Annotated in this window: 15 protein-coding genes; 12 read left to right on the top strand and 3 right to left on the bottom strand. The window is 39.7% G+C overall.

Annotated features, from left to right (window positions below):
• The first annotated feature begins 61 nt into the window (after positions 1-61).
• From AC6CHJ_RS12435 to AC6CHJ_RS12425, 3 genes are all read left to right on the top strand, one after another.
• Entirely contained in the window at positions 62-292 is a 231-nt protein-coding gene (locus AC6CHJ_RS12435; protein ID WP_066789721.1) for a gamma-type small acid-soluble spore protein, read from the top strand.
• A 124-nt stretch (positions 293-416) separates the two neighbouring features.
• Entirely contained in the window at positions 417-962 is a 546-nt protein-coding gene (ntdP, locus tag AC6CHJ_RS12430; protein WP_066789719.1) for a nucleoside tri-diphosphate phosphatase, read from the top strand.
• 93 nt (positions 963-1055) lie between these two features.
• Entirely contained in the window at positions 1056-2804 is a 1749-nt protein-coding gene (locus tag AC6CHJ_RS12425; RefSeq protein WP_147197181.1) for an ABC transporter ATP-binding protein, read from the top strand.
• A 56-nt stretch (positions 2805-2860) separates the two neighbouring features.
• On the opposite strand, the gene AC6CHJ_RS12420 is transcribed toward AC6CHJ_RS12425, so the two are convergent.
• Complete coding sequence (locus AC6CHJ_RS12420; protein WP_498288776.1) at positions 2861-3031, bottom strand: hypothetical protein; 171 nt, start codon at positions 3029-3031, stop codon at positions 2861-2863.
• Between the two features lie 807 nt (positions 3032-3838).
• Between AC6CHJ_RS12420 and AC6CHJ_RS12415 the strand changes: the two genes are divergently transcribed.
• From AC6CHJ_RS12415 to AC6CHJ_RS12395, 5 genes are all read left to right on the top strand, one after another.
• Positions 3839-4858, top strand: a complete 1020-nt coding sequence (locus AC6CHJ_RS12415; RefSeq protein WP_150285151.1) for an ABC transporter ATP-binding protein — start codon at positions 3839-3841, stop codon at positions 4856-4858.
• On the top strand, positions 4830-5819 hold the full coding sequence (locus tag AC6CHJ_RS12410; protein ID WP_150285150.1) for an ABC transporter ATP-binding protein: 990 nt from the start codon (positions 4830-4832) through the stop codon (positions 5817-5819). Before AC6CHJ_RS12415 ends, AC6CHJ_RS12410 begins: the two co-directional genes overlap by 29 nt.
• A gap of 23 nt (positions 5820-5842) precedes the next feature.
• Positions 5843-7456 (top strand): ABC transporter substrate-binding protein, encoded by a 1614-nt coding sequence (locus tag AC6CHJ_RS12405; RefSeq protein WP_498288774.1) that lies wholly within the window; start codon positions 5843-5845, stop codon positions 7454-7456.
• Positions 7457-7557: 101 nt separating this feature from the next.
• Positions 7558-8562 (top strand): ABC transporter permease, encoded by a 1005-nt coding sequence (locus AC6CHJ_RS12400; protein ID WP_251647736.1) that lies wholly within the window; start codon positions 7558-7560, stop codon positions 8560-8562.
• 16 nt (positions 8563-8578) lie between these two features.
• The gene (locus AC6CHJ_RS12395) at positions 8579-9475 is read left to right on the top strand and encodes an ABC transporter permease (RefSeq protein ID WP_066789699.1); all 897 of its coding nucleotides are present in this window, start codon (positions 8579-8581) and stop codon (positions 9473-9475) included.
• A gap of 48 nt (positions 9476-9523) precedes the next feature.
• Here the strand turns inward: AC6CHJ_RS12395 and AC6CHJ_RS12390 are convergent, their stop codons facing one another.
• Positions 9524-10618, bottom strand: coding sequence for an FUSC family protein (locus AC6CHJ_RS12390; protein WP_066789697.1), 1095 nt, complete (start codon positions 10616-10618; stop codon positions 9524-9526).
• A gap of 307 nt (positions 10619-10925) precedes the next feature.
• On the opposite strand from AC6CHJ_RS12390, the gene bcp reads away from it, so the two are divergent.
• The 3 genes from bcp to perR all read left to right on the top strand — a co-directional run bounded on the left by bcp (position 10926) and on the right by perR (position 12944).
• Entirely contained in the window at positions 10926-11396 is a 471-nt protein-coding gene (bcp, locus tag AC6CHJ_RS12385; RefSeq protein WP_498288772.1) for a thioredoxin-dependent thiol peroxidase, read from the top strand.
• Between the two features lie 29 nt (positions 11397-11425).
• Entirely contained in the window at positions 11426-12367 is a 942-nt protein-coding gene (locus tag AC6CHJ_RS12380; RefSeq protein ID WP_498288771.1) for a D-2-hydroxyacid dehydrogenase, read from the top strand.
• A 133-nt stretch (positions 12368-12500) separates the two neighbouring features.
• Positions 12501-12944, top strand: a complete 444-nt coding sequence (perR, locus tag AC6CHJ_RS12375) for a peroxide-responsive transcriptional repressor PerR (protein WP_184117575.1) — start codon at positions 12501-12503, stop codon at positions 12942-12944.
• Positions 12945-13103: 159 nt separating this feature from the next.
• Here the strand turns inward: perR and AC6CHJ_RS12370 are convergent, their stop codons facing one another.
• Entirely contained in the window at positions 13104-13484 is a 381-nt protein-coding gene (locus tag AC6CHJ_RS12370; protein WP_066789689.1) for a YgzB family protein, read from the bottom strand.
• Positions 13485-13611: 127 nt separating this feature from the next.
• Here AC6CHJ_RS12370 and AC6CHJ_RS12365 point away from each other — a divergent pair, with 127 nt between their 5' ends.
• Positions 13612-14487, top strand: coding sequence for a nucleotidyltransferase-like protein (locus tag AC6CHJ_RS12365; protein WP_066789686.1), 876 nt, complete (start codon positions 13612-13614; stop codon positions 14485-14487).
• Positions 14488-14677: the final 190 nt, after the last annotated feature.

The following is a 14677-nucleotide window of genomic DNA, read 5'->3' as shown; positions in this document are numbered from 1 at the left end:
TTAATAACCATTGTATAAAAAACATCATACTGCACAACTTATAGTCGTGGAGGTGATTACATTGAGAAAAAAATTCAACGGCGAAACAGATGTTCAAGGTGTGAAAAAATTAAACCAACAAGCTGAAGCTAAAAAGCAACAAGCTTCTGGGCGTCTTGCGGGGCAAAACACTGAGGAGTTTGGTGCTGAGACAGATGTTCAAGCTGTCAAAAAGCAAAACCAACAAGCTGAACGCGCTAAGCAGCAAGCTTCTGGTCTTTATGGACAAAACAATCCAAATCAAAATCAATAGCTTTTAACAAACAAATTGGTGGAGGTTTATCCTTCACCAGTTTTTTTGCTACACGTTTTTGGCGAGGATTGTTATAATGTTACAAAAGAACGCTCATAAGGGGTGTTTGAAAGGTGGTCTTTCAATGGCAATTCCGTCAGAAGGGGAAATCATACAAATACATAGTTATAAACACAACGGCAAGATCCACCGAGTTTGGCAGGAAACGATGGTATTAAAGGCTACTAAAAATATCGTAATCGGTGCGAATGATAAAACATTAGTCATTGAGTCAGATGGGCGTACATGGGTCACCCGGGAACCGTCCATATGTTATTTCCATGCAGAGCATTGGTTTAATATTATTTGTATGTTAAGGGAAGATGGAGTATATTACTATTGTAATATGAGCTCACCATTTGTATTTGACCATAATGCTGTAAAGTATATTGATTATGATTTGGATATCAAAGTATTCTCGGACATGTCGTATACACTACTTGATGAGGATGAGTATGAGCAGCATAAAAAGGCAATGGGCTATCCACTAGTGATAGACCATATCCTTAAATCCAATGTTGACAAATTAATCAGCTGGATAGATAAACGTAAAGGGCCATTTGCGCCAGACTTTATTGAAGCGTGGACAAGCCGCTATAAGTTCCAAAAAGAACTGCATAATCCTAAGTAGCTTTCGCTTGTCTTAAACGCAATGCAAAAATTGAAAAGGAGTTGCCCGGCGGATCAGGGCAGCTTTTTTTCGTTTGAAAGGAACGTGATGTGAATGGGCAGTATGAAACGCTATTTGCGCTTCGTTAAACCATATAGAGTGAATATATTTGTCACTTTTATACTCGGAGTTATTAAATTTGCTATACCACTTTTTACTCCAGTGCTTATTAAAATTGTCATAGACGATATTATAGGCGCGAAAGACCTCTCGACTGAAATGAAAACAAAGGAACTGTTTTATTGGCTTGGCGGTACCGCAATTCTTTTCTTCATAATTCGTCCGCCAATTGAGTACTATCGTCAATATTTAGCTCAAAAATTAAGTAATAATATTCTGTACGATATTCGCCAAAAATTATATGTTCACCTGCAAAAGTTGGGTTTAAAATTCTATTCCAATAATCGGGTAGGAGACGTCATTTCTCGAACAATCAATGATGTCGAGCAAACAAAAGAATTTGTCATGACTGGGTTAATGAATGTGTGGATTGACTTATCTACCATTATTATTGCCATCGTTGTCATGATGAAATTGGATGTAAAGTTAACGCTTGTATCTTTAATCGCCTTTCCATTCTACGCGATTAGTGTACGATATTTCTTTAGCCGTCTGCGTTCACTAACAAGGGAAAGATCAAAGGCATTGGCAGGTGTTCAAAGTTACCTGCATGAGCGTGTTCAAGGCATGAATATTATTAAAAGCTTTACATTAGAAAAACATGAACAAAAGATATTCAGCGGTACAAACGGAGAATTCTTAAACAAAGCATTAGACCAAACAAGATGGAATGCGAAGACCTTTGCAGTAGTTAATACGATTACAGGAATTGCTCCATTAATTGTTATCGGCTTTGCAGGCTATGAAGTAATTAATGGACATCTTTCTGTCGGTACGATGGCTGCTTTTGTTGCTTATATAGATAGCTTGTACAATCCATTGCGTCGATTAGTTAATTCATCCACAACATTAACACAAGCCGTTGCATCAATGGACCGCATGTTTGAGCTTTTTGACCAAACCTATGAAGTAGAAGATGCGAAGGATGCTAAACCATTACCACAGGTAAAGGGTAAAATTGAATTCGACCATGTGTCTTTCCGCTATAATGATGACGGGCAAGATGTACTGAAAAATGTTAACTTTGACATTGTTCCGGGCCAAACGGTAGCGCTTGTCGGTATGAGTGGCGGTGGTAAGTCGACGATCATCAGCTTGATTCCTCGTTTTTATGATGTCCAAAAGGGCGCTGTAAAAATCGATGGGGTAGATATTCGGAAAACGACACTCCTATCATTGCGTTCCCAAATCGGTATTGTTATGCAGGATAATATATTGTTTAGCGATTCTGTGAAAGCGAATATCTTAATGGGTAATCCAGATGCGTCAGACGAGGAAGTCATTGAAGCGGCCAAAGCTGCCAATGCCCATGAATTTATATTGTCTCTTCCTGAGGGTTATGATACAAAAGTAGGTGAAAGAGGCGTAAAACTATCCGGCGGACAAAAACAACGGATTGCCATCGCGAGAGTGTTCTTAAAGAACCCGCCTATCCTTATTTTGGATGAAGCTACTTCTGCCCTTGACCTAGAAAGTGAAGCATTGATTCAAGAATCTCTTGACAGGCTAGCGCATAATCGTACAACGGTTATTGTGGCGCACCGTCTATCTACGATTACACATGCAGATCAGATTTTAGTCATTGATCATGGGGAGTTGAAAGAACAAGGCACCCATCAAGAACTTCTAGAAAAACAGGATGGAATTTATCATAACTTGTTCCACATCCAAACATTAGAATAACGTTCAATCGGCCTCCATTTTTGATAAGGCCTAAGACTGTAGACAAACTCATGGGTTTAGAGTTTGCCTGCAGTCTTTTTTTTTATAGAATCACCACTAAAACTGTTGATTTCCGTTACGAGCGGACGCTTTCCGGGAGGCACGACTTCAGCCGCTTCCTTCGCTTCGCTCCGTCCAGGCTCTTCAGCTCGTGCTGATCTCCCAGGAGTCGCCGCTCTCCTCTCCAATCAACAAGTGTCTTCTACTACTCGATGAGGTGATAGATATGATGAGAAAAATCAAGTCAACGAACATGAACAGATAGAGATTTTGACCATTGAGCAGACGCAAAGTAAAAACAAACAAAAGATGATCAGCAGAATATTTGGCAGGACTACCTGGACGTTGCAGAAGACTTGAGATACTACTATGAGATCCAAGCTATCTATGAGAAACGGAAAGAAAAGGTTGAATGTATCGTTTCAGGTGTGAAAGAGAATTGGAATGCAATGTATAACCCTGAGGGGCCTTAAAGACTTGCCATACCTTCAAAGAAGACACCTAGTTGATTGGAGTGCATGGCGGCGACTCCAGGGGGATCAGCGCAGCGCGAAGACCCCGCAGGAGCAACGCGACGAGGAGGCTAAGGGCAAGCCCCCGGAAAGCGTCCGCCAGGAACGGAAATCAACGTTGATTTCTCCTCTGCTGATTTAGAAGCAGAAAACACAGAAGGGGTTAGAGTCATTTCGATTTCCAACCATTCTCTTCACAGTCTGCGGCCTCCATTTTGTGGAGGCCTTTTTGTATACAGTCGAAAATGAGTGTCTAATCTCATATGTATAGGAATCTAGCAGAAGCTCAAAAGTAAAAATACTATTGACAAAATATTATGATTAATAGATAATTCAGAAATATATTGCAATTAATTATGCAATACGACCTAAAACAGTTTAGGGTACCTTTAATCACTCTATTAAGTTTTAGAGCGAGGAAGGAACGAGCTTTTAAGCGCATATATATAAAATAGAAGATAAGACTCTTGAGGGAGTGATGGGATGGAACGGAAGGAGCTATTACAGGTTAAGGGTTTAGAAACAACATTCTTTACAGAGGATGGAGCAATTCCTGCAGTTGATAACATTGATTTTTCGCTAAGGGAAGGTGAAATTCTTGGCATAGTAGGAGAATCAGGCTGCGGCAAAAGCGTAACGTCCCTTTCTATTATGGGGCTTGTACCATCACCGCCAGGAAAGGTCACAAACGGTGAAATTCTCTTAGAAGGCACGGATTTAGCAAAGTTTTCGGATAAAGAAATGCGAAAAATTAGAGGGAAAGAAGTAGCGATGATTTTCCAAGAGCCTATGACATCGTTGAATCCCCTTTTTACAATAGGTAATCAATTAACGGAAGCCATTTTGATTCACAATAAAAAATGGTCCAAGAAAAAAGCAGAAGAACGTGCCATTGAAATGATGAAGTTAGTGGGGCTTCCCCGTTCGGAAGAGCTGTTGAAAGAATATCCCCACCAATTATCAGGAGGAATGCGGCAAAGGGTCATGATTGCAATGGCTTTAGTTTGCGATCCAAAAATCTTGATAGCAGATGAACCTACAACTGCACTGGATGTCACGATACAAGCCCAAATCCTCCAGCTTATGAGGGATTTAAATAAACGGCTTAATACAGCTGTTATGCTAATCACGCATGATTTAGGCGTAGTGGCTGAAACGTGTGAAAGAGTTGTGGTTATGTATAGCGGGCAAATTGTGGAGGAAGGGCCTGTTGATTTGATCTTTAAGGATCCACAGCATCCCTATACAAAAGGATTAATCCAATCTGTACCTGATATGAGGTTTAAGAAAGATCGCTTATATTCCATTCGAGGAAATGTTCCAAAACCCGGAAGCATTAAGCAGGGTTGCCGTTTTGCTGCACGCTGCGAATGGGCGCATGAACGCTGCTTACAGGAGAACCCTCCTCTCTATCAGACAGGTGAGCACCATAAGACAAGATGCTTTTTAGTAAGCGGCAAGGAGGCACACATTGATGACAGAGCCATTGTTGAAAGTAAATAACTTAAAAAAGTATTTTCCTATTCGCAAAGGAATCCTAGGCAAAGAACAAGGAAACGTCAAAGCCGTAGATGATGTGTCGTTTTATGTATATGAGGGAGAAACCTTAGGCATAGTAGGAGAATCCGGCTGCGGGAAATCCACTACAGGGCGAATGATTATGAAACTGCTTGATCCGACAGAGGGCTCCATTGAGTTTGAAGGAAAAGATTTAACAAAACTATCGAATGCTGAGATGAGAAAGGCGCGCCGTGAAATTCAAATGGTCTTCCAGGATCCTTTTGCATCACTTAATCCGCGGCACACTATTGGCAAAATACTAGAAGAGCCTTTGATCGTCCATGGATTAGGCAATGCCAAGGAACGAAAGAAAAAGGTGCTCGAACTCTTAGAAATCGTAGGGTTATCAAGTTATCACGCCAATCGTTATCCGCATCAGTTTAGTGGTGGGCAAAGGCAACGAATCGGCATCGCTCGAGCACTTATGACCAATCCGAAGCTCATTATTGCAGATGAGCCTGTTTCAGCACTAGACGTATCGATTCAAGCACAAGTATTAAATCTTATGCAAGATTTGCAAAAAGATTTAAAGCTTACTTATATATTTATCGCGCATGATTTGGGGGTTGTACGGCATATCAGTGATCGAGTGGGTGTGATGTATTTAGGAAAGATGGTTGAACTCGCTGTAAGCGAAAAGCTTTATGCCAATCCGCTTCACCCATATGCAAAGGGCCTGCTTTCTGCAGTACCTGTACCTGATCCAGATTTCAAGCGAGAGCATGTATTGTTATCGGGCGATATTCCAAGCCCCTCTAATCCACCGAAAGGGTGTACTTTCCATACAAGATGTCCTTTCAAGATGGAGCAATGTACCTCAATTGTTCCAACATTAGTAGAAGTTGAAGAAGGTCATTCTGTAGCCTGCCATCTATATGACGAAGGCTATGTTAATGATAAATAAAAAGGGAAATTGGGGGTTATTCAATGAGAAAAAGGAAATTATTATCTTTCGGCGTATTGTTGATCGTGTTCCTTTCGACCATCCTTGCAGCTTGCGGGTCAAACAGCAAAGAAGGTGGAAGCGGGGATACGGGCAAAAGCGGCAATGAAAAAGAGAAAACATTGATTTTTGGGCGCGGGGGAGATTCCGTATCGCTTGACCCGATTGCAGTAACAGATGGCGAATCCTATAAAGTAACGAAAAATATTTTTGAAACACTGATTGAATTCGGGGAGCAAGATACTACACTACATCCCGGTCTTGCGACAAAATGGGAAGCCTCTAAAGATGGCTTGACTTATACATTGGATTTACAAGAAGGCGTTAAATTCCATGATGGCACTGATTTCAATGCAGAGGCAGTTGTGAAAAACTTTGAACGCTGGATGAACGGGAATGCAGATAAATTCCCTTACTTCATTTCTATGTTTGGCGGCTTTAAAGGCGACAAGGATGCTGTCATCAAAGAAGTAAAAGCTGATGGAGATTATAATGTAGTATTTACGCTAAACAAACCTCAGGCACCATTCTTGAAAAACCTTGCGATGAGCTCATTTGGTATTGCGAGCCCAACAGCATTTGAAAAAGATGGAGATAAGTTTGGCGATAACCCTGTAGGTACAGGGCCTTTCAAATTTGTTTCTTGGAAACGCAATGATTCTATTACAATCGAAAAAAATAAAGAGTATTGGAAAGATGGCGAACCTAAATTAGATAAAGTTGTCTTCCGTACGTACCCTGATAACTCAGCTCGTTTGAATGCATTAAATACAGGTGAGATTGATTTGGCAGATGGCATTAATCCATCTGATGCTGCTTCCATCAAGGGCAACAATCAATTGCAAATTTTTGAACGTCCATCTATGAACGTTGGATACCTTGGATTAACAGTTACTAGACCTCCTTTTGACAATGTGAAAGTGCGTCAAGCTGTTAACTATGCAATCGATAAGAAAGCAATCATCGATGCATTTTTCGAAGGTCAAGCTGAAGTGGCGAAAAACCCAATGCCACCGTCAATTGAAGGCTACAACGATGATGTGAAGGAATATACGTATGATCCTAAAAAAGCGAAAGAATTGTTAAAAGAAGCTGGCTATGATGGCAAACAAATCGAATTATGGGCAATGCCAGTACCACGTCCTTACATGCCGGATGGCCAAAAAGTGGCTGAAGCAATCCAAAAGAACCTGGAAGATGTAGGCATGAAAGCAAAAATTGTAACGTATGAATGGGCTACTTACTTAGATAAAGCATCTAAAGGAGAAGCAGATGCATTCTTGCTAGGTTGGACCGGCGACAATGGAGACCCGGATAACTTCCTATACACATTACTAGATGAAAGCAATATCGGAAGCAACAACTATACGTACTTTAAAAATAGCGAAACGCATAAAATAATGCTTGAAGCACAAAAAGAAACAGATCAGGAAAAACGTAATGAATTGTACAAAAAGGCGCAAGACATTATTGCAGAACAAGCGCCATGGGTACCGCTTGCTCACTCAACACCATTATTAGCGGGCAAAGCTGATCTTGAAGGCTTCAAGCCGCACCCAACGGGATCTGATCTATTATCTCAAGTTGATTTTAAATAATACAAAATGGCATTTTGAAAGAGTAGACTCACCTTCCCTTCTGTTAATGGAAGGTGAGTTTTTATAAATCAGCCATGACAACATGATAAAGAGGTGAGGATATGCTTCGGTATATAGGCAGAAGGCTGCTACAATTAATCCCTGTTTTGCTCGGAATGACATTTATCGTATTTTTAATAATCCGCGCAATTCCTGGTGATCCTGCCCAAGTGATATTAGGCCAACAAGCAACAAAAGAAGCCGTTGCGGCATTGCGAGCAAGCCTAGGATTGGACAACCCATGGTATATACAGTATTTCCACTACTTAGGTGATTTGATAACGGGCGATTTAGGTGAGTCAATGCGTACCAAAACACCAGTAGCCGACGAATTATGGCCATACTTAGCTGCAACGCTGGAATTATCCCTATGCGCTATGATTTTAGCCGTAATCATAGGCGTCAATGCAGGTATTATTTCTGCTTGGTTCCAAAATTCTTGGTTCGATTACGCAGCAATGATCATTGCATTGATTGGTGTGTCTATGCCAATTTTCTGGCTAGGATTAATGGGACAATGGATTTTCGGCATTCAATTAGACTTTTTACCAACTTCAGGACGTGAAGACCCTCGTAACCCGGTCAATCCGATTACATCCTTGTATATTATTGATACCTTGATTCAGGGTCGTTTTGATCAGTTTATAGTGGTCATACAGCATTTAATTCTGCCAGCTTTTGCTTTAGCGACCATTCCAATGGCGATTATTGCACGGATGACACGCTCAAGCATGCTTGAAGTAATGCGTTCTGATTATGTACGTACAGCTCGTTCAAAAGGACAAAAAATGTTTTTTGTTGTCTACAAACATGCGTTAAAAAATGCCATTATTCCTGTATTGACAGTAATTGGTCTACAAACAGGTCTCTTGCTTGGGGGCGCGATTTTAACGGAGACTATCTTCAGCTGGCCAGGAATCGGAAGGTATATCTATGACGCCATCGGATTCCGTGATTATCCAGTGATACAGTCAGGTATTCTTATTGTAGCGTTTATATTTATAATGATTAATTTAGTTGTGGACATTCTGTATAGCATTATTGATCCGCGAATCAAATACAACTAAGAAGGAGGCGTATTTTATGACTCAAATAGCGCCTAATGCAGCGCCAAATACCAACGAACCAGTCGACCAAACAGTAGGCCCATGGAAAGAAGCATGGCGAAGCTTTAGAAAAAACAAAATAGCAGTCGTTGGTGCCATCATTGTCGTGTTCTTTATTTTACTTGCCTTTATTGGTCCACTGATCGTATCGCAGGGAATAAACGAACAACAATTGAGCCAGCGCCTGCAAGCTCCATCTGCAGATCATTGGTTTGGCACAGATGACTTCGGACGAGATATCTTTTCACGTGTGGTGCATGGTGCAAGGCTTTCACTTATGGTTGGTTTCTTATCAGTTATTGGCTCCGTCATTGTCGGCAGTCTATTAGGCATCATTGCCGGCTATTATGGACGTTTTGTTGATACTGTTATTTCCCGCCTTTTTGATATTATTCTAGCATTTCCTAGTATTCTATTAGCCATTGCAATCGTTTCTATTTTAGGACCATCTTTAAAAAATGCCCTAATCGCTATTGGCATTATCAATATACCGAACTTCGGCCGATTAATTCGCTCAAAGGTATTGAGCGTGAAGCAAGAGGAATATATAACAGCGGCAAAAGCAATTGGGATGAGTGATAAACGACTTCTATTCTCCCATGTATTGCCGAATTCAATGACACCTGTTATTGTTCAGGGTACGCTTGCTATTGCTTCTGCAATTATCGAAGCAGCAGCCCTCGGTTTCCTTGGACTTGGCGCACAAGCCCCTCAGCCGGAATGGGGGAAAATGCTTGCAGATGCAAGGATTTACCTCATCAATGCTCCATGGACTATGATTTTCCCAGGTCTTGCAATTATGCTGACAGTTCTAGGCTTCAATTTAATGGGGGATGGCTTACGCGATGCGCTAGACCCAAAAATGAAAAACTAAAAAAGAAGTGGTTCAGCAGATTATGCTAACCACTTCTTTTTTAGTTGTTTATTCTATACGGTTATCAAGCTCCACTTTCAAAAGCTCATCTGCATGGTGATTTTGATAGGCCATAATAATCGTATCCAACTGCTCAAGGTTTTCTTCGTAATCTAATATGCGAGACAAAATGTGAAGCAGGTGGTAGCTTGAAAATTCTTCATCACCCTCATCGGCATGAGCAAAGACAATGTGCTTCGCAAAGATATCCATTACTTCATTGCGCTGTAAATACTCTTCTTGTCCCACCCATGTTGTCGGTTCAGACTTTAATTTACCTGAATATTTCAAGAAGAGCTGTTCATGATACGTTAATAAGTAATCCAATCTTTCTTGAATGATAATACGAAATCTCTCAGGGAGATTGGCGATTTCATTTTCATGAAGATGCAATCGATTTAGCACTTCTATACTTTTTAATGTGGTCGCAATCATCTGGCGATAGACCACAAGCTTTCTAGCTTTAATATATTTGCTTTTGCCTATATGTGCACGCTCTTCTTTAAATAAATAGTATAAAGAATTAATGCGCTCATAGCGTTGTTTCAGCCCACGCAATGATTGTTTCGTAGAAGAGTGCTCAGATGCTTGGCGCACTGCTAACCGAATCCAACGAATGATATCATCTTGTACGATATTAATGGCAGAAAAGAGCCGTGTTTCGTATCGCGGAGGAAGAAAAATTAAATTGACAATAAAAGCGGCAAATACGCCAACCATTACGGTAGCAAATCGAATGAGTGCAAAGGTGATAAAATTTGCGCCTTGGGCCTCCATGATGACAATCATCGTGACCAAGGCAAGGGAAATGCTGCTTTCCAACTTAAGTCTGATCATTAATGCTAAGGTGACGATTGCTGCCAACCCGACGGCTACATACTCATGGCCAAAGATGAAAACAAAAAGGACAGCTATGACTGCACCAATAATATTCCCTTGTATTTGTTCAATAATTGTACGATAAGACCGGTAAAGTGATGGCTGCATCGCAAAGATAGCCGCAATACCTGCAAATATGGGAGTTGGGCAATGCAAGGCTTTGGCCACATACAGTGCAGTGATTATTGCCAATCCAGTTTTTAAAATACGGGCACCTAATTTCATTTGAAGTTAGTTCCCTCTCTTTCTTTACGTTATTAAATAAATAATCCATTCTTGATGTTCAAGTTTTCTTCTTCCTCTAACTCATACCCGCCAAAAGATATTGAAAATCAAAACGTGTCCTTATTAAAGGTTATGCAGATATGAACAGAACCAATCGGGCTTTCGAAATAAGCAGTTGAAAGCAAATTCATACTGCTCCTTAAAGCAGACAATTTATATCATCTTATTGTAGTCAAACTTTCTACAAAATACCATAGAAATTGTTACAATGAGAATAGAAAATATTATTAAAATCGGAGGGAATACAATGAACAATCTAGAAGGCAAGATCGCACCAGTTTTTACCTTGAAAGATGAAAGCGGAAATATGGTCTCACTGGAAGCGTTTAAAGGAGAAAAATCAGTGGTACTTTATTTTTATCCGAAAGACATGACACCGGGATGTACCACAGAGGCATGTGATTTCCGAGACGCACATCAAGATTTCTCGGATTTAGATGTAGTTATACTTGGTGTCAGTCCAGATAACGAAGGAAAACATTCGAAGTTTATTGAAAAACACGGCCTTCCATTTTCCTTGCTTGTAGATGAGAATCACACAGTTGCAGAAAAGTATGGCGTGTGGAAGTTAAAGAAAATGTATGGCAAAGAGTATATGGGCATCGAGCGTTCTACCTTCTTTATTAACAAAGAGGGGATCATTGAGAAAGAATGGCGCAAAGTCCGTGTTAAAAACCATATCGAAGACGTGTTAAAAACCATATCGAAGACGTGTTAAAAACTATAAGCGGCAAAGGGGAATAGATTATGAACATTTATTTTACATTCGATCCACGGCCTGATTTAAAGGAAGACTTAGTAAAGAGCTTTCCAGACCAAGAATTTGTCTTTCAAAACCGAATTGACGATGGCCTGAAAAACGCAGATATAGTAGTAACTTATGGTGAAGACCTGACGGTAAAAAATGTTGATGAAGCAGAACACTTACAATGGATTATGGTGTGCTCAGCAGGTTTGGAAAAAATGCCTCTTAAAGAAATTGCAGAGAAGGGGATTGTTGTTTCCAATGTACGCGGCATACATAAAACGCCAATGGCAGAATCGGTACTTGCTCATCTTTTAAGCTATCATCGTTCACTACCTTGGATATACGATAAACAAAAACAGCGGGAATGGAGCCGAAAGCATAAATCTACGGAAATTCAAGGCACTACAGCACTCATACTTGGTCCAGGTGCGATAGGCGGGGAAATTGGCAGGTTATTACAAGCCTTTGGAGTCAAGACAATCGGGTGTAACCGTTCTGGTCGTACAGCAGCCTATATGGATGAAATGGTTGAGTTTGAGAACCTAGAATCAGTGCTGCCAAAAGTGGATACGGTCATTTCTGTTCTGCCAAGCACGGAAGAAACGCATTATCTGCTTAAAGACAACCATTTTAAAGCAATGAAAGATACCGCTTTATTTATGAATTTTGGACGTGGTGATTTGGTTGAAACTGATGTGTTGAAAAGAGCCTTGGAGCAAAAAGAAATAGCTTATGCAGTCTGTGATGTGTTTGAAGATGAACCATTGCCGGAAGAACATCCTTTCTGGACGATGGATAATATAACTGTTTCGCCCCATATCTCAAGCCAATCATCCCGCTATCTGGAGAGAAGCATGGAGATCTTCAAGCCAAATCTAGAAAAGTGGCTAAAAGGAGAGCAAGACGTAACAAATAAGATTGATCCATTGAAAGGATATTAACGTTTTGAACGCGCTTTGAGAATAGCCGAAATAGGATTCGACAGTTAGAAATATTGACAATTGCATCTCACTTTAAGTAAACTATTTATAACGATTATAAATAAATAATACTTATGAAGTGAGGTGCATGGCGATGTCCGACACACAACTTAAGAGCGCGCTAGACACGTTAAAGACTACCGGCGTAAGGATTACTCCTCAACGTCATGCGATTTTAGAATATTTGATAGAGACGATGTCGCATCCTACTGCCGATGACATTTATAAAGCATTAGAGCATAAATTCCCTAATATGAGTGTAGCAACTGTATATAATAATTTACGTGTATTTCGTGAATCAGGACTTGTTAGAGAATTGACTTATGGTGATAATGCAAGCCGTTTTGATTTTGTGACGACAAAGCATTATCACATTATTTGTGAGTCATGCGGCAAGATTGTGGATTTTCATTATCCTGGCCTTGATGAAGTGGAGCATTTAGCTGCACACGTGACAGGATTCAAAGTGAATTCCCATCGTTTAGAAGTCTACGGCACATGCCCAGACTGCGAAGAAAAAGCAACAAAATTACAATAGAACGATAAGTGGAATGCTGCACCCCAATCGCGTGCGGCTTTTTTTTATTCCTGTAATGGAAAATCTCGAGTGTCGTTTCACTTTAAAGAGTGCAATATGGTAGACTATTAAAATAAATAGAAGAAAACCCCTGTTCCATTGGAAACAAGGGTTGTCTAATTAAAGCTCAGGTTTATGGCCATGTTTTGACTTGTTGTTATAATCTTGGTCGAACTCTTTACCCTCTAATGACTTGTCTATTGTTAAAGGTTCACTACAGAACATGCACATATCGACGCGGCCCAACATCTTTGTATGTTTATGGCAACTAGGGCATTCAACCATCACGGCTTGGGTAGATAAAAAACCAATCCATGCATAGACGACTGTGCTTCCTATAATACACAGTATACCGAGTGTCATAAAAATGATAACGAGCCAAAGATGTTCTTTAAATATAATGGCGCCATACATAATTATAAAACCGGCAAAGATTAGCATAAGAGCGAACGAACGAATTTTATTGATTTTACTTTTATAAGGTTTTTTATTGGATGTCATTTTACAAGCCTCCTAACGTCAAGGATACTAAAATCCTACATGTAAGGCAATATGAATTGGTAATCCAAGGAGGAATATGAATGAATGATGTCGAATTAAACTATAACTTTTCTGAGGAGGATTTTTTATGGAGCAGTTACTTCGTCCAATCTACCAGGAACGCGCAAGTAGGCCAAACACACTCGGTGTTATTATAGTAGGAAAGAAAGAAGACGTAAGCCCGAAGACAGATACATTTGATACGATATTATTGATTATTACAAAAGAAAATAAGGTGCCTGTTTTCACCAAGCATTATACATTTGATGGCAAAAAAGCGGCAATGCATATTATTACAGAAAAGCAGCTGCATAAATGGCTACTAGTCGGTACAAACAAGAAGTTAATAGATTGGATTCTTTTCGGCAAAATTTTGTTTGACCGCAATGAGTATCTAACCAATCTAAAGCAAACGGTAAAGGATTTCCCGTTCTATGGAAGAAATATTAAGATGGGCATTGAGTTTGCTAAACTTGTTCGCCAGTATTTAGAAGGAAAAGTATGTTTTGAAAAAAACAATCATTTAGATGCTTATGATCATATGATAGAGTCATTGCATCATTTTGCTCGGTTAGCTATTTTGGATAAAGGATTATATCCAGAAATAACTGTGTGGTCTCAAGTTAAATTGATTGATGCAGAAATTTATAAACTATATAAAGAGTTGATTGGCAGTGATGAATCAATTGAAAAAAGGCTAGAGCTTTTGTTTTTAGCAAGTGAATTTCTAATTCACTCCCGCACGGCAGATGGAGCACGTCATATTTTAAATGTCATGGCTCAGCAAGATTTTTGGACAATTCAAGAGTTGCATGAACACGAAGAGCTGAAGAATTACTCAGTGGATCTTGAGGTATTTATAGAGTTCTTAATCAGCAAAGGTTTTATTCAGGTAGAAACGGTTGAAACAAAAGGCAATGGTCTATATCATAGACACTATAAGATTGACCCAACAACCATTTAATTGATTTTGGTCGTTTTTAAATTTATTTAGAAAACATGTTGACATTGTTTTGTATGTTATTGTATTATATTAATTGTCATTAAGAGATGACGAGATTACTTCACTAAAACTTGATAAAAACTTTTTCACAAAAGTTGTTGACAAGAAAAAATGAAGATGATAAGATAGATAAGTCGTTAAGGCGACAACA

It is taken from the genome of Rummeliibacillus sp. GQ308, from assembly GCF_059759115.1.
The sequence above is the reverse complement of the archived record's forward strand: the minus strand, read 5'-3'. Positions and strand labels throughout refer to the sequence as shown.